The organism is Vibrio sp. HS-50-1 (assembly GCF_024747315.1).
Lineage (GTDB): Bacteria > Pseudomonadota > Gammaproteobacteria > Enterobacterales > Vibrionaceae > Vibrio > Vibrio diabolicus.
This window is the reverse complement of the sequence record NZ_JAMPZF010000024.1, coordinates 915,972-937,749: the sequence shown is the minus strand read 5'-3', so window position 1 is coordinate 937,749 and position 21,778 is coordinate 915,972. Positions and strand designations below refer to the sequence as shown.

The 21,778-nt window shown below is 44.2% G+C and carries 11 protein-coding genes; 4 read left to right on the top strand and 7 right to left on the bottom strand.

The window, feature by feature from the left end; genetic code table 11:
- A partial coding sequence (locus NDJ01_RS13845) for a Calx-beta domain-containing protein (protein ID WP_258586867.1) occupies positions 1-6,921 on the top strand: 6,921 nt, incomplete at its 5' end.
- Between the two features lie 87 nt (positions 6,922-7,008).
- Here the strand turns inward: NDJ01_RS13845 and NDJ01_RS13840 are convergent.
- Both NDJ01_RS13840 and NDJ01_RS13835 read right to left on the bottom strand, forming a co-directional pair.
- Positions 7,009-7,623: an OmpA family protein gene (locus NDJ01_RS13840; RefSeq protein ID WP_074190104.1), complete on the bottom strand. Its 615-nt coding sequence runs from the start codon at positions 7,621-7,623 to the stop codon at positions 7,009-7,011.
- A 2-nt stretch (positions 7,624-7,625) separates the two neighbouring features.
- The gene (locus NDJ01_RS13835; RefSeq protein ID WP_170891452.1) at positions 7,626-8,942 is read right to left on the bottom strand and encodes a TolC family outer membrane protein; all 1,317 of its coding nucleotides are present in this window, start codon (positions 8,940-8,942) and stop codon (positions 7,626-7,628) included.
- 401 nt (positions 8,943-9,343) lie between these two features.
- Between NDJ01_RS13835 and NDJ01_RS13830 the strand changes: the two genes are divergently transcribed.
- The gene (locus NDJ01_RS13830) at positions 9,344-15,730 is read left to right on the top strand and encodes a Calx-beta domain-containing protein (protein ID WP_258586866.1); all 6,387 of its coding nucleotides are present in this window, start codon (positions 9,344-9,346) and stop codon (positions 15,728-15,730) included.
- A gap of 53 nt (positions 15,731-15,783) precedes the next feature.
- Here the strand turns inward: NDJ01_RS13830 and NDJ01_RS13825 are convergent, their stop codons facing one another.
- Positions 15,784-16,977, bottom strand: coding sequence for a class I SAM-dependent methyltransferase (locus NDJ01_RS13825; protein WP_170891450.1), 1,194 nt, complete (start codon positions 16,975-16,977; stop codon positions 15,784-15,786).
- A gap of 162 nt (positions 16,978-17,139) precedes the next feature.
- Positions 17,140-18,543 carry a methyl-accepting chemotaxis protein gene (locus NDJ01_RS13820; protein ID WP_258431565.1) on the bottom strand — a complete coding sequence of 468 codons (1,404 nt, stop codon included), beginning with the start codon at positions 18,541-18,543 and terminating at the stop codon, positions 17,140-17,142.
- Positions 18,544-18,633: 90 nt separating this feature from the next.
- Between NDJ01_RS13820 and yccX the strand changes: the two genes are divergently transcribed.
- Positions 18,634-18,906, top strand: coding sequence for an acylphosphatase (yccX, locus tag NDJ01_RS13815; protein WP_005396574.1), 273 nt, complete (start codon positions 18,634-18,636; stop codon positions 18,904-18,906).
- A gap of 3 nt (positions 18,907-18,909) precedes the next feature.
- On the opposite strand, the gene NDJ01_RS13810 is transcribed toward yccX, so the two are convergent.
- Positions 18,910-19,239 (bottom strand): TusE/DsrC/DsvC family sulfur relay protein, encoded by a 330-nt coding sequence (locus NDJ01_RS13810; protein WP_005377396.1) that lies wholly within the window; start codon positions 19,237-19,239, stop codon positions 18,910-18,912.
- A 408-nt stretch (positions 19,240-19,647) separates the two neighbouring features.
- Here NDJ01_RS13810 and NDJ01_RS13805 point away from each other — a divergent pair, with 408 nt between their 5' ends.
- Complete coding sequence (locus tag NDJ01_RS13805) at positions 19,648-20,022, top strand: chromosome partitioning protein ParB (RefSeq protein ID WP_258586865.1); 375 nt, start codon at positions 19,648-19,650, stop codon at positions 20,020-20,022.
- 76 nt (positions 20,023-20,098) lie between these two features.
- Here NDJ01_RS13805 and NDJ01_RS13800 read toward each other — a convergent pair whose 3' ends face one another.
- Together NDJ01_RS13800 and NDJ01_RS13795 are read right to left on the bottom strand one after the other, a co-directional pair.
- Positions 20,099-20,761, bottom strand: a complete 663-nt coding sequence (locus NDJ01_RS13800) for a Bax inhibitor-1/YccA family protein (protein ID WP_005396571.1) — start codon at positions 20,759-20,761, stop codon at positions 20,099-20,101.
- A gap of 251 nt (positions 20,762-21,012) precedes the next feature.
- On the bottom strand, positions 21,013-21,762 hold the full coding sequence (locus NDJ01_RS13795) for an amino acid ABC transporter ATP-binding protein (RefSeq protein ID WP_005377400.1): 750 nt from the start codon (positions 21,760-21,762) through the stop codon (positions 21,013-21,015).
- Positions 21,763-21,778: the final 16 nt, after the last annotated feature.

Sequence of the window (21,778 nt, the reverse complement as noted above, 5' to 3'; positions counted from 1 at the left end):
GGTACAGTCTCCGTCAACCCTGATGGCAGCGTAACCTACACGCCAAACGACAACTATCATGGTGAAGATACTTTCACCTATATCGTCACCTCTGGTGGTGTCAGTGAATCCACCATTGTTAAAGTTGATGTCACGCCAGTAAACGACAAACCTGACAGTGAAGACTTTACGCATGTGGCCGATGATCAGCTTACGCACGTTGTGTTTGATACCGATACGAAACCTCTGGGTAGCGGTGATTCTCAAGATCATATCGCGGATGTTGAAGACGATTTAAAAGGCAACGATCTACATGTCCGGATTACTGAACTGCCAACATCAGGTACGTTGTTCTTTAAAGATAGTGACGGTGAGTTGCACGAAATTAAAGAAGTAAGCGATACGCTTTATGACAAAGACAGTCTTTACTATGAAGCTGATAATGTTGGCTTCTTATTAGGTATCAAAGATCGTCCAAATACGCCTAATGGCTCGGAATCTACAACAGATTTCAATAACTGGGGATTAAGTGAGGATGGTGGTCCATCACATTCCCGTACTGAGCATTTAGCAAATGGAGCCTCTATCACTATTTCTTCTGATAGCGATGAGCTTGCGCAATACAACCGTCAGGTGTCACATATCGGCAATGGTATCGCTGACAATGATGGGCAGGGTATTGAGAAAGGTGAAACGATTACGATCGATTTGTCTAATAACCCTGTGGGCAGCGTAAACCTTGGTCTAGATGGACTAGGTGGATTGTTTGATTACGGTGATGACAACGCAGCACTTATTACGGTTACATACTTAGATTCAAATAATGTCCAACAGACTCAAACGTTCGAGTTTTTGAAGCCTGAAGGCAACTTCATGCTATTCCAAGAAACAAGCGTTGGTTATGGGAAAGATCTAGCTCTTCCTGAAGGTTCGGTCATTACTCAGTTAGATTTTTCTACGAAAAATGAAGGTAACTGGGAGTTACGTTATGTAGAAGGTGTTCCTGCCGAAGACAGCTTTGGATATGTGGCCGTCGACTCTGAAAGTGGCGTTAGCGATCCATCTACAGTCAATATCGTTAATGAAATGCTAGATGGTAATGTTGCTGAAAATGGGCTAAGTCTGTCTGTGGTCGGTGATAGCGTGACTGAGGGTGACAATGTCACGTTCTCGGTTGTTCTAGATGAAGTCACCAGCACTGCCGTTAAGTACCAAGTTGATATGCTTGCTCAAGGTTCTTCAGTTGATAAGAATGACGTAAATCTATCAAATGCAACCTATACAAATGGTGTTGTTTTCTTAGGTGGTTACTTGATTGTTCCTGCAGGTATAAGTAGCTTCGAAATATCGATTCCGACTATTGATGACTTGGTTGTGGAAAGCAGCGAAACGATCGTTCTTGAGATCGGCGGTGAAACGGGGACGGCAACAGTTCTTGATAATGACAGTACAAAACTTAGCGTAGTAGATGCTGGCGATGTCATTGAAGGAACTGACGCAATATTTACCGTTTTACTCTCTAACCCTGTTCAAGAGGCCGTTGTCGTCAATCTGAAGTCAACAACAAATGATAGTTATACTGCGGAAGATGTTGATCTAGGCACTATGGTAGTGACCTATGTGGATACTCATGGTCAAACTCAAACATTAGATATAGCGCCTAATGGAGACGTTACTATACCTCCAGGTGTCGCTGAAATTAAAGTCGCAGTCCCGACCAAACTAGATAATGTCCATGAAGGTGATGAGAGCTTTGGTCTGACGGTTACGGAAATCGGTAGTGTCACCAGTAATGGTATTGTAACTGGTAACGCAAATATTGTGGATTCTGATCCTGCACCTTTAGTTAGTATTAGTGCCGATCAAAATAGCGTAAATGAAGGTGAAACGGCAGGCTTTACGCTGACACTTGATAAAGTTGCAGATGAGGGCGTTACGGTTCATGTCGAATATAGTGGCGTGGCCCAAGATGGAAAAGATTTTGTTGGCGTTCTGAGTGTTGAAGTTCCTGCGGGTCAATCTTCAGCTGCTCTTGACTTACTGACGCTCACCGATGGTATTTATGAGGGCGCAGAATCTTTCACAGTAACCATTAAAGAGGTGGATGGCGCTGATGCGAGCATTGCTTCAAATAACAGCGCAAGTGTTGTGATCGTTGATGCCCAAAGTGCACCGAAAGTGACTATTAGCTCAGATCAATCCTCAGTTGATGAAGGTAGTGATGCAAAATTTATCGTCAACATTGATCAAAAAGCAGATGAAGATGTGCTGGTAACATTCACAATCGGCGGGAATGTTGATGACAAAGATTATATTGCTCCAAGTACGTACACAGTCACGATTCCAGCGGGTAAAACGTCGGCGCCGATTGATATAAAAACTCTCGATGATGGTATTTACGAAGATCTTGAAAACCTAACTGTGACTCTAATTGGTACGGTTGGTGCAGATTCGACGCTTGCAAGTGACTCGAATGAAGCAACAGTCTCTATTATAGATGCTCAGCACGCTCCAGAGTTTATTTCTGGCGGCGATAGTGCTGGTGACAAACCAAATGATGATGTTTACGACTTCGGGTCAGTTAACGAAAACACGGTGAGTGGGTCCATTATTGGTACGGTCGTTGCTGAAGATCACGATAATGACGTGCTTGTATACCGCTTTGCAGATGGCTCGACCACTAATGGTATTTTTGATATCGACCCGACAAGCGGAGAGATTTCATTGAACAAGACAATCGATGATGTTGACTTGGGCGATTATACGCTTCAGGTTGAGGTTATCGATGGAACTGGCGGGATTGATACTGCCGAGGTCAATGTTTCTCTGGTAAATGTGAATGATGCTCCTGAATCTTCGCCTTCCGCGGTTGAGATGAGTGAAGATACCCAAGTGATGCTTGATTGGTCATCATTCGGTATTAGCGATGTGGACTCTAACGTATCAGAGCTCTCCGTCCAAATCACAACGCTTCCTAGCGATGGGTCATTAGAGTATAAAGATTCGCAAGGCGATTGGCAGTCTGTCCAAATCCATCAAGTGCTTGATAAATCGCTCTTTGATGAAAACAGTGTTCGTTTTGTACCTGAATTAAATGAGTCTGGCAGTGACAGTTTCGGCGGAAATCAAGTCGGAGACCAGGAGTCTAGTTACGCTCAAATTGGCTTTAAACCAACAGATGGACAGAGTACCGGTCAAGAGTCAACACTAACAATAGACGTAAACCCTATCGCTGATAAACCGAACTTAATCGCAGTGACGCACGAGAACTCATTACCCCAACAAGAGTTTAACGTTACGACATGGAGTAATGTTCAAGTTGGTTCTAGTGATGGTATGGGGGTCAATGGAGAGACTCTAATCTCAGCGATCAACGCTCTTGATGCAGCAGATGGTACTCAATTGAGTTGGTCAAATGTGGAAGATTTAGGGACTCATGCAACCTTGGCAAATGAAGCCGTTCTAGTCACATCTCTTGTTTATCTCGAAGCTGGCTCGAGTTACGACTTTGTCGGTCAAGCCGATGATAGCCTTGCAATCAAGTTGGGTGGTACGTTACTTGATCAAGCTCGTTGGGGTAGCGACAGTGGTGATATTAAGGGTGCTAGCTTTACACCTTCGGTATCTGGCTTTTATCCAATTGAAATTTATCACCATAACCAAAGTGGTCCGGGTAACTTTAATGTGGATGTATCCATTAATGGACAAACACCTGTCAATCTGAGCAACAGCAGTCTTTACGTAGTTAGTGATGAAAGTGCACTAGAAGCAACTGATATCAGAACGTCTGAACTACAAGAAGTTAATGGTGTTGCGTTTTACGAAACATATCAGCTGAACGAAGGGTTACAAGATACAGCGATACCGCTCTCTGAAATTAAAACAAGCTTAAATGATAAAGATGGCTCTGAATCACTTAAAGTCACGCTAACTGGCTTACCTGTAGGTGCGATCCTTTCAGATGGAAACAGTTCTATTACTGTAGCAACCATTGATGAAGAACTGGACGTGACAAGTTGGGCATTAGATACACTTACTGTGACTCCACCAGCTGGCTCCCATGATGACTTCACAATCAATTTGACGGCAACGAGTACAGAACGCGCGAATGGTGATTCAGCAGAGTCTAACTTAGCGATCAATGTTGTAGTACATGAGAACTTACCGACGGAAACGGAAAGTGATATTGGGAAGACCAACGAAGATAGTTCGCTACAGGGTAACGTATTGCGTAACGACTTTGATGACGACAACACCCTGATGGTTGATCACATTACTATTAATGGCACTGACTATGCGGTAGGTGAAAACGTATCTTTGACCAGTGGCACTTTATTAGTAAACCAAGATGGTAGTTATGTATTTGAACCTACCGAGCACTGGTCAGGTGATGTTCCATTAATTAATTACACCACAAATACTGGCGCAACAAATATGCTTGATATTAACGTTGTTGCAGTTGCAGATGCCCCTGCGATCACGATTAATGTTGGAGAGTTAGTAAAAAGAGATGCTGTTGATCCTAATCACAACTTAGCTACTTCTGCGATAGATAAAACGCCTACAGAGAATGAACTCGTCGCTGCTGATCTTGGTTTGGATGATGTCGAGCCAAAAAATCACTCATACGCCGGAGTGATGCTAGGAGACAACAACGACAGAAGTGATACCGATAGCTTATTCGTTGGGACTGATTACAATGACACCTTCTATGGTGGCGGCGGTGATGACGTATTTATTGGCGGTGGTAATAACGACTCTTTCTATGGTGATGATGCGTCCACTATTACAGATTATGATGGCCAAGATACGGTTTACTTAACTGGAAACTTCAGTGACTACAAAATGACCTTCAAAGACGATCATGGAGGTCAAGTCCCATATTGGATTTTGCTAGATAATCGTTCTATCGATTCGGTAAACGACCACACAGGTAGTGATGATCGTGGTGATCACTTATATGAAATTGAACGAATTGTTTTTGCAGACAAAGTCGTTGAATTGAAGCCCGACGGCACCTATGAAGTGCTTCAAGAGCGTTGGATTCCCGTTGATATTAACGTTGATTTGGTTGATGTCGATGGAAGTGAAAGCTTGGCGCAAACTGTTTTTGTGGAAGGTTTGCCGGATGGTGTAGAGCTGTATATCGATGGACATGCCGTTAATCAGGACGCAAACGGTAATTATCTTGTCACCCTGGATGCTAACGGTAAGGTCTCTTTAGATATCAGAGTACCGTTTGATTATGAAGGTAGTCTAGAGTTCCCACTAAGCGTTACCGCGACGTCGGTTGAAGAAGCAAATAATGATGCCGCTTCAACAACAGAGTCTGTTGAGCTTACAGCTCGTGACTATGTTCTAGAGTCGGGTTCACATGGGAACGATCAGATAACGGGCAGTGACGATCACGATATTATTGTTGGCGATGTCCAAGGGTTGGAGATCATTGCCGGTCAGGACTACAACATCGCCTTTGTTTTGGATACTTCAGGGAGCATGGGTAACTGGGTAGGAACTGCGAAGCAAGAAGTACTAGATGTGTTTGATGAACTGTTAAGCGCTGCAAATCAGGGTGAGAAGCCTGGAACAGTGAATATTCACCTCAGTGAGTTTGCTTCAAGTGCGTCAGCAGTTATTTCCGTTGACTTGAGTTCTCCAACAGCAAGAGATGAGTTTGTAAAAGAACTGAATAGTGCTATAGGTGATGAGGGTGACGGCGGCACAAACTATGAGGCGGGTTTACAGTCAGCTGTTGAATGGTTTAGCAGTCAACCTAACCCTAATGGCCAAAATATCACGTACTTTGTTACTGATGGTCAACCAAATAGAGCAACGCATCTCTACCATTTAGCGCAGAATGAATTCTCGAAAGTGATTTTGGATGTCGATGATTCTGGCAAGCTTGTTACCCTGCAAGATATAGTTAGTAGCAATAATTATTCATACGGACAGACGGTTATCTACAAAGGTGATGTCGTTATAGATAGTTACGGTCAGGTATATTCACCGCTAACAGGCAGAACCCTTGGTGATATCGACAGATATAATGGCTCTATCCGTTACTACGATGAAGGTGGCAGCTCAACACAAGCTCAACATATGTATCAAGTGTTAGCAGCATTGTCTTCAGTAGAGTCGATAGGTCTTGGTAGTGGTGTTGATGAACAGACACTTAAGCATTATGACACTGATGGTGTGGTAGAGTCAGATATCGATGTTACTAAACTTGCTGAAACGATATTGGGTCAAGATGTGCCCCTAAAACAAGGCTCAGACACTATTCAGGGTGGAGAAGGTGACGATATCTTGCTGGGTGATTTAATTGAATTTGGCGGTAATGAGCAAGGTTTGAGTGCGATTCAATCACATGTGGCACAGCAAACGGGTCAAGATGTTTCTACCATTGATGGTGAAGACATCCATGAATACGTTAAAAATAACTTAGAAGAATTCAACCAATCTCACCAAGGTGATAAGTCGGATAACTTATCTGGTGGTGCTGGCAACGATTTACTGTTTGGTCAGGGTGGTGACGACATACTCGTTGGTGGTGAAGGTGATGATATTCTGATTGGTGGTTTGGGTAATGATATCTTAACGGGAGATGAGGGCTCTGACATCTTTAAGTGGAGTGAAGTGACCAACGAGGTTGATACCGTTACTGATTTCAACAAAGATGAGGATACTTTAGACTTCTCCGATCTGTTTGATGACTTATCTAAAGATGAAATTGGAGAGCTTCTTAATGATCTTCAGTCCGGTGATCATACTAGTGATGTCGGAGAGTATCACGTAGAAGTGGCACCAGATGGCGGCTCGGAAGCGAACTTGAGTATTACGAAAGGTGGCTCGACATTAGACATCCATTTTGATGGTGCGAGTGTCGATGATGTGACTCAAAGCTTAATTGCGAGTTTAGAAGCTCAGTACAAAGACATGTAGTAGCGCTAAACTGTAGTCAAATTTAAAATCAAAAAAGGTCTAGCAATTTGCTAGACCTTTTATTTTTAAGCTCCGTTCATTGCGATGTTAGCTCTTAGGAAGTGTCGTGAAAACGGTCCACTCTTTCTTCACTTCACCTTTGTGGCCAATCACCGTTGCGGTGACTCGACGGTTCAACGCATGACTCACTTGGTCGGTGCCTTGTGTTGCAAGTACCGTGTCTCCATAGCCGACAATGGTGACTCTATCTCCACTAATGCCATTCATCATGAGTTCTTTTCTAACGTTCTCAGCGCGGCGTTTAGATAAGTCAAGATTGTGTTCTGCAGTACCAGTACGACTGGCATAGCCCTGAATCTCTATCGATGTATTTGGATACTCCTTCAAGAAGTCGGATAGTTCTCGAATTTGCTCCGTAAAGATAGGATTGATCACATCGGAATCGTTCGCAAATAGGACTCGAATTTGCATTTCTTGTGAGGAGTCGACATACGAACCGCAGCCATCGTTATCTATCTCGGCTCCTAAAGGAGTACCCGGACACAAATCGCGCTCGTTAATAACGCCGTCTGAGTCATCATCTATATGATCAGCCCACTGATCGGCAATTGGCGTATCAATATAATCATATTCATCGCCTTTATCGGATGAACTGCATGCCGAAATCATCAATGAGAGTGCAATAAGAGTTATGTGTTTCATAATTAATACTCCACTTCTTCTAGCCATTCTTTAGGCATTTCGACCCTTAATGCACTCAACAGTTGACCTGTTGCGTTCATCACTCGATATTTGGCGTACTGCTCTGCGTATTTAGAATCTAAGTAGTCTTTACGCGCCTCAAAGAGCTCGTTTTCAGTGTTCAATAGATCAAGCAGTGTTCGTTTACCGATGCGATATTGCTTCTCGTAAGCAATTACGGTCTCAGACGCAGAGTCAACATGATCTGACAGAAACTCTTTTTGTTGTAATGTTAAATCAAGCGCGCTCCATGAAAGCCTTAACCCTTCTTCAACATTGCGATAAGCACCTTCACGTAAGTCTTTCGCTTTGTTTAACTGATAGGCGAAGTTTTCTGAGTTTGCAGCGTCACTGCCGCCATTAAATAGGTTGTAGCGTAGACGCAGCATGGCAAGTGTCTCATCACTTCGACCTTTTAAACCATCAGCGTCGTCACGCCATGTTTGCGAAGCTTCAATGGAAATGGTTGGGTAATTAACACCTTTAGACTGTTTGTATTGAAACTTAGCAGAGTCCACGTCTGCGAGCGCGACTTGAATGACAGGGTGCAGCTCAAATGCCAAACCTACCGCTTCATCAATGGTGTATGGAATGAAATTCTGATCCGCTCTTGGAAAGATCAACCCTTGCGGGGTTTGACCCACTAAACGAGTGAACATAGTGTGAGAGTCGTACAAATTATTTTGAGCAGCTGCCAAATTACCGTGTGCTTTTGCCAAACGTGCTTCTACCTGTGTTAAGTCAGCGGTAGAGCCGATACCTGAGTTGACTCGTTTTTTAATGTCTTCGTAAATATCTTTGTGAACAGCCAGGTTGTTTTCAGACAGCTTGAGTATTTCGTAAGCTTTTACTGCATCTAGATACACTTTGGTGACTTCAAGTGCTTTATCTGATGCATCGGCTAAAAGTTGAAATCTTACTGATTCAGCGTCAGCTGCGGTACGATCTATATCATTTAAGGTTGCACTGCCATCCCATATGAGCTGAGTTAGTGTTACCGAAGCTTCCTTTCGAGTGTAATCTGTATCCCCACGTCCCACCTCGTCAGAAGGGTCTAATCCTTCATACCCAATTCCCGCATCTAGATCAATAGAGGGCAAGTAAGCACCCGAAGAGGCTTCATTTACGTATTTTCTGCTCGTAAATTCATTAAATGCACTCTTAATGTCAGGATTGTTTTTTAACGTCAATGCCACTGCTTGCTCTAAAGTTTGACCGAAAACGGGTATAGACACCATTAAACTACAGCAGCAAGCAATATTTAGTCGGTTCCATTTCACGGTATTTCTCCTAAAAATTCGTGTTGCTTTTTGCTATTTCATCTCATAACTGAGACGAAACATCATAAATAACAGTGCTTGAGTAAGGGATTTATCAACCTACTGTTAAAACAAAGCTTTTGTTTCAAAAACCCAAGATTTCGCCTTTTAAAACCTTAGCACATATGTCGAATGTTGCTTAGCAACATAGCAAGTTTAGCTCGGAGAAAAGCTTGAATTCTTAATATCATAGCGTTTCACGGCCTGTGTCACTCTGCGCTTTTTTGTAACTCTGCCCCTAGAGTTATCAAACGTCCTACAAGCTACACATACAACGAAAATATGATGATTTTGACTAAACTATAGACGTAAATGTAGAGGTGACAAACTTTTGACTTGGTTTGAAGTGGGGCGAGGTAGATATGGATCGAGTAACTTTGAGCTCATTGATGGGCAACATCGTGGTTATCGGGCTGGATGGGGAAATCAGGACCCTAGAAGAGGGACAACTACCTCAACCAGGAGAGTTAATAATTGATGAGGTATCAGATACTTCTGAGCTTGTGATCGAGCAGGTGACACCACAAGGAAGTTCGATAAACGTAACTGATGATATCACAGCGTTAATTGAAGCAATTGCTAGTGGGGAAGACCCGACTGAGCTGGGTGAAGAGTTTGAGCCTGCTGCAGGTGAAGGAAACGGGTCTAGCCCACAGAATACGGGAGCTATAGCTCGCACAGGTGCTGAATTACTCGCCAGTACCAATTTTGAGACAGTGGGAACTGACGGAACAGGATTTTCAAGTACTCAGGTAGAGACGCTACTCGATATTTTCCAAATACAACCACCAGAACCAACAGCAATTCCCGTTCCTACAACGATAATTGTTCAAGAAATATCTAGTCCGACTATCAACGAAGGTGATCAGGTTGTATTCGATATTACTTTAAACCAAGCAACAGAGGACAATACTGATGTCACTTTGTCGCTACTTGATGGCACCGCAAGTGGCGGTTCAACTGACGAGAGCAGAAGTGACTACGTTAATGAGCGTGTTCTCATAACATTTTCCGATGGCACAACAGAAGACATCTCAGTTGATGATAATGGTACTTTTACAGTCTCGGTCCCATTAGGTGAAAGTGGGTTTACGGTTTCTCTCGACTCTATAGATGACTCTATATTCGAAGGCCCAGAAACATTTACGCTTTCTGGCAACACAGAAGAACAAAGTACACCTGCAACTGGGATTGCAACCATTGTTGATGATGGTAGTGGGCCTGGTTTAAGTCCTGATGATGATCGTCCAACGGTAACGGTGAGCGATGCAGGGACGATTAATGAAGGTGAGTTAGCCAGCTTTAAAGTGTCTTTATCGAATCCATCAGCTACAGATGTTGAGGTCGAACTAAGTCTCAACTTAGGCGATACCGAAGCCGGAGATTTAGGCATCTTGGAATACAGCACGGGAAGTGGTTGGTTCACAGTACCAAACGATGGTGTGGTAACGGTGCCAGCCGGACAGACCGAATTTGATGTGCGCATTGCTTCTATTGATGACGCCGTTTATGAAGGTCCTGAAGATTTCAGTGTGACGGTGACTGGCATTGGGGCGGTACAAGGCAGCGATACGGGTACAGCTACGATTGTGGATGACGGCAGTGGTCCAGGACCAGATCCGGATGATGACCGTCCAAGTGTGACTATTACGGATGCTGGCACCATTAATGAGGGTGAGACAGCGAACTTCAAAGTCACTTTATCGAACGCGTCTGAAGCGGAAACGCAAGTAGAGTTGGGTCTTAATCTTGGCGATACCGAGGTTGGAGACTTGGGCACCCTAGAATACAACACGGGAAGTGGTTGGGTTGTAGTGCCAAATGATGGTGTGGTGACGGTACCTGCCGGGCAAACTGAATTTGATGTGCGTATCGCTTCTATTGATGACTCCGTTTATGAAGGCCCTGAAGATTTCAGTGTGACAGTAACTGGCATTGGCGCGGTGCAAGGCAGCGATACAGGTACGGCAACGATAGTGGACGACGGCAGTGGTCCAGGACCAGATCCGGATGATGACCGTCCAAGTGTGACTATTACGGATGCTGGCACCATTAATGAGGGTGAGACAGCGAACTTCAAAGTCACTTTATCGAACGCGTCTGAAGCGGAAACGCAAGTAGAGTTGGGTCTTAATCTTGGCGATACCGAGGTTGGAGACTTGGGCACCCTAGAATACAACACGGGAAGTGGTTGGGTGACAGTGCCAAACGATGGCGTGGTGACCGTGCCAGCAGGGCAAACTGAGTTTGATGTGCGCATCGCTTCTATTGATGACGCTGTTTATGAAGGCCCTGAAGATTTCAGTGTGACGGTGACTGGCATTGGCGCAGTGCAAGGTAGCGATACCGGTACGGCGACGATAGTGGATGACGGCAGTGGTCCAGGCCCTGATCCGGATGATGACCGCCCGAATGTGACTATTACCGATGCTGGCACCATCAATGAGGGTGAGACAGCCAACTTCAAAGTGACGCTATCGAACGCCTCTGAGTCTACAGTACAAGTCGAACTAGGCCTGAACCTAGGTGATACCGAAGCCGGTGACTTAGGCACCTTAGAATACAACACCGGAAGCGGTTGGGTGACAGTGCCAAACGATGGCGTGGTGACGGTGCCGGCAGGGCAAACTGAGTTTGATGTGCGTATCGCTGCCATTGATGACGCTGTTTATGAAGGCCCAGAAGATTTCAGTGTCACGGTAACCGGCATTGGCGCAGTACAAGGCAGCGATACCGGTACGGCAACGATTGTGGATGACGGCACGGGTCCAGGCCCTGATCCGGATGATGATCGTCCAAGCGTGACTATTACCGATGCTGGCACCATTAATGAGGGTGAGACAGCGAACTTCAAAGTGACGCTATCGAATGCCTCCGAGTCTACAGTACAAGTCGAGCTAGGCCTGAACTTGGGTGATACCGAAGCCGGTGACTTAGGCACCTTAGAATACAACACGGGAAGTGGTTGGGTTGCAGTGCCAAACGATGGCGTGGTGACGGTGCCAGCAGGGCAAACCGAGTTTGATGTGCGTATCGCTTCTATTGATGACGCGGTGTACGAAGGCCCAGAAGATTTCAGTGTCACGGTAACTGGCATTGGGGCGGTGCAAGGCAGTGATACGGGGACAGCAACGATAGTGGACGATGGCACGGGGCCAGGCCCCGATCCGGATGATGATCGTCCAAGCGTGACTATTACCGATGCTGGCACCATTAATGAGGGTGAGACAGCGAACTTCAAAGTGACGCTATCGAATGCCTCCGAGTCTACAGTACAAGTCGAGCTAGGCCTGAACTTGGGTGATACCGAAACCGGTGACTTAGGCACCTTAGAATACAACACGGGAAGCGGTTGGGTGACAGTGCCAAACGATGGCGTAGTAACGGTGCCAGCAGGGCAAACTGAGTTTGATGTGCGTATTGCTTCTATTGATGACGCTGTTTATGAAGGCCCTGAAGATTTCAGTGTCACGGTGACTGGCATTGGTGCGGTACAAGGCAGTGATACGGGTACGGCGACGATTATTGATAATGATGCTCCTCCTTCTATTTCAAATGTTGTGAATGCAGTTGTTTCGGAAGAAGGTTTAGCTAATGGTATCCCTGATAATACAGGATCACCTTCAGACACCACTAACTCCGCAAGTTTCTCAGGAACATTCACAGTTGCCGATCCAGACACGGCGAATGTTTCAGTGGTATTGGCAGGCCCTAACAACCTAACATCAGGAGGGGAGCCTATATCGTGGACGTGGGACAACAGTACTCAAACGCTGACTGCGAAAACTGTTCACCTGAGCGTTGTTGCTACTGTTGTGCTGAGCGAGCCTTCAGCTTCAGGTCAAGGCTCTTGGGACTATACTATTACTCTGTTTGAGCCACTTGATCATCCTGTTAATGATGTGGAAGACATCATCAACTTTGATTTACAGATTTCTGTAAGTGATGGACAAACAACAACATCTCAAAGCTTAAATGTGGCCGTTGAAGATGATTGCCCATACGTGCCTGTGGTTGTTCAACCCGTCGATGTGTCGCTTACTGGTGCACCTAACGTTCTGACAGGGCGCATAGATTTTGCAGGAAGTGAGGCAGATGCAACCAGTCGAACATTTGGGGACGTTGTTGTGACTGCAAACGGTTTTGTATCTGACGAATCTGTGATGCTGGGAACAGCTGAAATCAATCAATCATCAGAAGGGATTGGCGTTAAAAGTTCTGGTAACAACGGCTTCCAATTAGAAAACGAAGTCGATTATCGATTCGCGGGTAATGAGGGTGTATCAGAGCAGTTAATCATAGACTTAGGCAATAAAGTTGCTTACGGAGCAGAAATAGAATTTGAGAAAATGTTTGGTGGTGAACTTGAGAAAGGAATCGCATCTTTTTATAGAGATGGTGTATTAATTGCTCAGCAATCGTTCAGCTCTGACGCAAGCAGTGGTGATTACGCGGCAAATTTCAATGTTCAACAGGGAGGCTTTGATAAAATCATCCTCGAGGCGACCAGTAATGGCAATGGCCCGGATACTGAAGACAACAGTGACTTTACCGTTAAATCAATAACCTTTACAGGTGCGTACTCTGGCGTGCCAATTGCTAGTGCGGATGGGAACCTCGGTGCTGTATATGGAGCTGATGGCCCTGGTTCTATAGTCTTAAATGGAGGTGAGGTTGGTTTAGAGACTCTAGATGGTAAAGACGTGTTGATATACGTCGATCCACAAAACTCTAATAGACTGATTGCAGAGGCTGATGGAGAGCTTGCATTCGAAGTTCAACTTACACCTAGCACTGGAAAGTGGGAGTTCTTCCAATACTTGCCTTTGACCTCACCTTATGGCGATGGGGATATCGATTTTAACTACACGATTACTGATAATGATGGTGACAGTAAAACGGGGTACTTTTCTGTCAACCCTTACGCCCCACCAATTGTAGAAGGTGTAACACTAAACGTTTCTGAGGAAGGCTTAAGCAACGCCATTGCTGATGACTCTGCTCTAAACGGCTTTGATGACACAACTGACTCGAGTACTGATGTAGAACAATTGACGCTGGGTCAAACCGTTGATTCTGTTACGCTCAGTGAACCATCTACAGCTCTTACTAGTAACGGTATCTCTGTAACGTGGACGTTATCAAATAACGACCAAATGCTTATCGGTTCAGCGAACGGTGAAGAGGTTATCAAAATATCAGTCAATGATACTGGAGTGGTATCTACGGAGCTTCTTGGTCCGATTGATCACTCCAACCCATCTGGAGAAGACACCTTAAATATTGAGGTGCCTGTGCTTGTTTCGAATGCTCGTGGTCTTACTAACTCCACAACGGTCAACGTTATTGTGGAAGATGACTCACCAGATTCTGCATCTATTATTCACGATGTAGTTGCAGAAACTAAAGAAAGTGCCAACGTTCAGCTCATAATGGATGTCTCGGGTTCTATGCGAACGGATAATCGCTTGCAGATAATGAAAGATTCGGCAACTCAGTTATTGAATCAATATGAGTCTATCGGTCAAACGCGAGTTCAAATTATTACTTATAGCAGTACAGCATCCACTTACGCTATAGGTGCTGCGACGTGGCTGACGGTCGAGGAGGCCAAAGCGTATATTGAGACGCTAACTGCGGGTGGCGCGACTAACTATAACAACGCGCTAAATGAAGCAAAACAGTCATGGGATGATGTAGGTAAGTTAACCAGTGCGTCGAATGTTAGTTACTTCTTGTCAGATGGTCAGCCAAACCCTGCGTCATCATTTATAAACGACGCTCGCGAGCAGAGTTGGATTGATCACCTAACCGATCCTGATAATCAGATAACAGCCCTAGCGTATGGTATGGGCGTTAATCTTATGCCGGAGCAATTAGATCGCGTAGCATATGATGGCTTTTTGAATCAAGACCTTGATGGTGTTGTGGTTCCTGACGTAACTCAATTACCTCCGGTTATGTTGCAGTCAGTGATTCAACCTGTTGGGGGGAACTTGATGTATACCACTTCTCCAGATACAGGTATTGGTGCAGATGGTGGTTATATTAGCGAAATAGAACATGACGGTGTCACTTATTCGTTTGATGGTACAGACCTAATAGTAACTGACAATAACGATGGTATTTCGCATGCATTTGACGACACAACGATGCAGCTTACTATCTATATCGACAGCAAACATACTCTGGAAATCGACCTAAACGATGGTGCGTATGCATTTTATGGTGCGGTGGGTGATACAGTTGAAACGTTAGACTTCGATTATGTATTGACGGATAACGATGGCGATCAAAGTGAGAATACACTGCAATTCGTTATTGATGAAAACGGAGGAGTAAATGCTTCAAGTAATGGCTCTGCAAATATTATTGAAGCTGAAGTAGACGTAAGTCATGACATCTTGATCGGTAATGATAACGAGGCAGATGTCTTTAAATGGGTCAACGACTCCTTGGATGCAGGAACAGATCTAATTAGAGGTTTTGAGAGAGATTTGGACACCTTAGATCTGAGTGAAGTCGTTGAAGATGCAGGGCACAATACGATAGAAGAACTTCTTAATAGTATTGACTTGAACATTGATGGCGATGACTTATCTCTAGAAATAACCCATAACGATGGAAACTCAATTCAAACTATCGTAATAGAAAACGGGGCGACAGAGTTTAGTGATTTAATCGTGGGAAATGCGGACTTTGAGAGAGATGTGTTATCCGCACTAACTAAGGTTAACTTAGAGCCATAATGAAAAAGGGCCAGTAGGCCCTTTTCTTCTGCTTTGTCTTACTTATTCGTAGCCTAAAGCACTTTACATGCAAAACCTTTTAAGTAGAAACCTTCTGGATATGCTGTATCGGTTGGGTGGTCAGCGGCTTGTTCAAAGCGCTCCACAAACTTTACTTGGCGGTTAGCATCTAAGGCTGCGTCAGCAATGATTTTCTGGAACAAAACTTGATCCATTAAGCCAGAGCACGAATAGGTCAGTAGCGTACCGCCAGGTTTTAGGATTTGCATTGCTAGCATGTTGATGTCTTTGTAACCACGACATGCGCCGTTTAGTTGGGCTTTACTGTCTGCAAACTTAGGTGGATCCATGATAACCACATCGAACTGAGTTCCTTGGTCACGATACTCACGAAGCAGTTTAAACACGTCTGCGTTTAGGAACACGGCGCGCTTCTTCGAGATATCAAATTCATTCAGTTCTGCGTTGAACTTCGCAGTGTCTAGAGCAGGTTGTGATACGTCAGCATTTATCACACGCTTTGCATCACCTTTCAGAGCGTAAAGTCCGAAGCCACCTGTGTAAGAGAAGCAGTTAAGAACTTCCTTGCCTTTCACATATTTCATCGCTTGCTGGCGACTATCACGTTGATCTAGGTAGAAACCTGTTTTATGACCGCCAACGATATCTACACTAATCTTTACGCCATTTTCTTCGATGACGACCGATTTAGGTGGCTCTTCGCCGTGCAAGACGCCCGTGGTTTCTTTCAAACCCTCTTTCTTACGTACCGCGACGTCAGAACGCTCGTACACATTACAATCAGGGAAGCACTCAACTAGAGCATCAACAATGGCCTGTTTATTGTGTTCTGCGCCAGCACTGAGAAGTTGACACACAAAGAAGTTTTGGTAACGGTCAATCGTAACGCCTGGCATACCATCAGACTCTGCCGCGATAAGGCGGTAACCCGTAAGCCCATCACGTTTGATAATGTCTTCACGAAGAAGTTGTGCGTCTTTTAATCGTTTTACGAAAAATGCGGTGTCGATTTCTTCTTTATCAAAACTCCAAATACGAGCACGAATTTGTGAAGCTGGCGAATATGCCGCTTTAGCTAGCCATTTACCGTCGTGAGTGAATACATCAACCGTTTCGCCAAGAGCGGGTTCGCCCTCAACTTTGTTGATGCCTCGAGAGAAGATCCAAGGGTGCTTGCGCTTGACCGATTTCTCACGACCTTTTACCAAATAGATAGCAGCTGTCATTTCATTAGCTCTTGTTGAATTTTAAAAGGGGCGTATTGTCCGGGATGTGAATGGTAAAAGCAATATCCCTCGGCAATCCAGTACATTGTAGTGGCTTTTAAATACAAAAAAGGGTCACTAAAGTAACCCTTTTATTTGAACTGGTCGTAACAGATTACGTTGCTACGCTTTAAGTCCAGTAAGGAGCGACTCCATGGTGTCGCTTTGCTTACGCAGTTGATCCACGTTTTGTGAAGTCGTGCTGATCATATTGCACACGTTATCTGCTTGAACTCGAATCTCTTCAACGCTTGAGGCGATATTGTCCGCGACTACACCTTGTTCTTCAGCCGCTGTTGCAATTTGAATGCTACTGTCGGAGATAGTTTGATTTTTATCTGCCAAAGAGCCGATTTCGTGATTCACTTCCGTCATGAGGTTTTGTCCCTCATTTGCATTGTTGACAGTCACTTCCATCAGTTTAGTAAGTGATTGACTGTTACGCTGTAATGATTCGATCATCGTTTGGATTTCAACCGTCGCTTGCTGAGTGCGTCCCGCAAGAGCGCGAACCTCATCCGCAACGACCGCAAATCCACGACCTTGCTCACCAGCACGTGCTGCTTCAATGGCTGCGTTCAATGCAAGTAGGTTAGTTTGCTCGGAAATCCCATTAATGGTTGTCACGACTTCATCAATTTGTGCGGCATTGGCATCTAACTCCGCTACTGCTTGAGACGCAGATTGAATCTCATTAGAGAGGTTCGAAATCGAGTGAAGCGTATTCTCTACTTTTACTTGTCCAGACTGAGCCACGCTGCGCGCATCATCGGTTTGCGCGCTTGAATCGTGAGCTAATGTCGCGACTTCTCGAATCGTTGATGCCATCTGTTCCGTTGCACTCGCAAGAGAGTTGAGGTGCTCTTGTTGCGTCGCAGAAATATCTGAACTGTGATGAATTGATTGATTCAGGTCTGAGCTAATTTGTTGCATTAACGCCACAGACTCTTGAATCGACAGCACCATTTGTTGCTCTCGTTCTGCAACTTTGTCTATCGTAATAGCAATTTCACTAAACTCGTCGCGAACTGGGAAGAAGTTCATTCTCGCGGTTAGGTCACCATCCGCTAGGGTGTTTAATGCTTTATTCATCGTGAACATTGCGCCGCCGATAAACGTCATGATGTAGTAAACGCCAAGCGCGAGAATAAACAAGCTCACACAGATGATGCTCACTTGAGTCGTTGATAGGGCAGACCATAAAGAAAGTTCATGGTTTGCAACCAAGCTGTACGCACCATTTAAAACTGACACGGATTGCGGCCCTGAGCCAATAGAAACGGTTTCTGAACCAGCTATGAGGCTTGTTACTTGAGATTGAGAAAGGTTGCCTGCCTCTATCAGACCTTTCATAAGCATGAGCTCTTCTTGGTACATACTTGAGATCAACGTATTAGCCGCGCTATTAAGGACGAGAGTGAGAATGACTAAAGCAAGAAGAGGGAGAACGAAGAGCAAATAGAACTTTTCTTGAATCTTTAAGTGAATGAGATACTTATCAATCCAGCGGAATGGAATTTCTTTCATAATTATAATAACCGTGCAAAAACCCACTATCCTTAGTGGGGTGAATAGACGAAAAGAATATATCACTCAGTAAAAAGAAGCGGTACAAAGATGAACGTAAAGTGTGAGAGATTTATAGTAAAAGGTCACGTTCAAGGCGTCGGCTTTCGTTACCATACTTCCCATCAAGGATTGAAACTGGGTTTGACGGGTTACGCGAAGAACCTAAACGATGGTGATGTTGAAGTTATGGCGTGTGGAACAGATGCACAAATAGCTGCGTTTTCCGAGTGGTTGAAAGAAGGCCCGCGAACGGCAACAGTAGAGAGTGTGATACAGGAGTCTGCGTCATATAAGCCGTTGCGCGGTTTTAAGATTTTGTAAATTCTACAAGCATTTAGCTGGCTTTGGTAGGCCGGCTAATTTAGTCGCTTGTTTGGCTGGCCCCTTTTTAAACAGCTTGAATAGATACTTACTGTTACCTTTTTCTGGGCCGTGCGCTTTTTCCATTGCTTTGACAAGCATACGCACAGCAGGGGAAGTATTAAACTCTTCATAAAAATCTCGCACAAAGTGCACAACTTCCAAATGAGCATCCGTAAGCTCGATGTCTTCTTCTTTTGCTAAAAGCTCAATCATACCTTCTTCCCATTGAGTATGATCCAGTAAGTAGCCTTGAGCATCAGTTTCAATTTCTTTGCCGTTGTAAACGAACATAACGTTTTATCCGTTAAGTGAACATGGATGTTTATAGATTAGCGACAGGTGAGGATGTTCTCAACAAAAGAATCTCGAAGTAGTGCCGAGCGAAGCAAAAGCGTACAAAATGGTGAGTGCTTTTTGACTGAGCCAGGTGCTTTGATACAAATGCTCTTTTATTCAAATATATAGGAAAATATTCAGTTTGTTAGAAATTTTTCGGGGTGAGTACCAATAAAATTGCATGGATATCCAGGCTTATTCATTTTTGTTTTGTTTTTTTCTTGGCTACTTGTCTGAATATGGAATTTTATCGGTGAATGAATAGCTTACGACGTTGTGTTTGCTCTTATAGACCGATATTCTCTTGGTTGATAAGCAACCTACATTCAGGTTGTAAACAATAACGATGACAAGGAGTTAGTCATGTCGAAACAACGTTACATTGAAATAAATGACAACGTAAAATCCATTTGGTCTATTGAGCGTATTTGGGAGCTCGCGGAGTCCCTACCTGTAGAAGAAATTGCTATTGATGATATCAAAGGCCCTAATGAAGTGACCTGGTTTAGTGATGATGGACCACAGCCAACCTGTCGTGAGATCGCGAAGCATTGCCAACGCATCAACAATGCCGATGTGTCGTATCCCGTAATTTTAACCAATGATTACCGCGTTTTTGATGGTATGCATCGAATCGCCAAGCAAATCATGTTGGGTGAAGATACGATTAAAGTGAGACGTTTTAGAGAAAATCCTGAGGCTGATGAAGTTATCGAGTTAGCAGTCGAACAGGCGTAATGCACTTAACCACTAGCAAAGAAAAAGCCCGAAGGAATTACCTTCGGGCTTCTAGTATTCACCTTAGAGCAAACGATTAATCGTCGTTCATAATACCTAAAATGCTTAGTAGGCTGATGAAGATGTTGTAGATTGATACATACAAAGTTACTGTCGCAGAGATGTAGTTTGTTTCACCGCCACGAATAATGCTTTGTGTTGTCATCAGGATCGCCATCGTAGAGAAAATGATAAACAAGCTGCTCAACGCCAAGTGTAAAATGGTTGATTGAATAAAGAAGCTTGCAATCATACCCACAACAAGCACAACAAACAGCGATAGCATCAAGCCGCCCATCATAGATAGGTCACGTTTTGTTGTTAGTGCATAAGCTGATGCCGCCATGAAAGATAGCGCCGTACCACCTAGAGCGGTTAATACGATATCGCCCATCCCAGCACCGATGTACATGTTTAAGATTGGACCAATCGTGTAGCCTAAGAAACCAGTGAATAAGAACGTAAACACAAGGCCAAGGCTGTTGTTACGGTTTTTCTCTGTTAAGAATAACAGGCCGTAGAAACCAACCAACATTAGGATGATTCCTGGATGTGGCAGGTTAAATGCCATTGCTACGCCAGCAACGACTGCCGACCATAAAAGCGTCATTGAAAGTAGTGCGTAAGTATTACGCAATACTTTGTTTGTTTGTAGAGCACTTTCTTGTGTTGAAGTGCGGGTAAACATTGGACTGTTCATAATCTTCCTCGATAAGAGACTTTCTTTTAAGTACATTTATGGGATTGAAAGTTCAAAAAATCAAGCCCTAACCATGCGTAACTTAGATAAAATAATAATAGAAATAAGATGTTATGTATTTGACAACTTGTAACACAATATTACTGCAGAGCAAAGTCATAGCAATTGTCACACAGAATTTTTGAATTTAGTAACAAAAAGCACTGACTTCATTGAAATCAGTGCTTTTATTATACCAGTTGCAAAAGATCTTAGTGATGTAAGATTTGCGCTAGGAAATTTTGAGTTCGATCTGATTGAGGGTTTTCAAAGAAATCAACAGGGTTGTTCTCTTCGATGATCTCTCCTGCGTCCATAAATATCACGCGATCGGCAACCTCTTTCGCAAAGCCCATTTCATGTGTCACACAGAGCATGGTCATGCCTTCCTCGGCGAGCTCGACCATTACATCCAACACTTCGCGAACCATCTCCGGATCAAGTGCTGATGTTGGTTCATCAAAAAGCATGACTTTAGGGTTCATACACAAAGAGCGAGCAATCGCCACGCGTTGTTGCTGACCACCAGACAACTGGCCAGGATATTTCTCTGCTTGGTCCGGAATTTTAACGCGTTCCAGATATTTCATCGCGACCGCTTCTGCCTCATCTTTAGGCATCTTCTTCACCCAAATAGGCGCGAGCGTACAGTTTTCCAGTACGGTTAAATGAGGGAAGAGATTAAAGTGCTGAAAGCACATGCCCACTTCACGGCGCACAGCTTCAATATTTTTCAAATCTTCAGTTAATTCCGTACCGGAAACATAAATACTGCCAGCTTGGTGCTCTTCGAGGCGGTTAATACAGCGAATCATCGTTGATTTTCCTGACCCTGATGGGCCACAGATTACGATTTTTTCCCCGCGCTTAACATCGAGGTTAATATTTTTTAGTACGTGAAACTCACCATACCATTTATTCATGTCCTTCAATTGGATCATATAGTCTTGTTGTTGCGTCATAATACGTCCTTGAGCT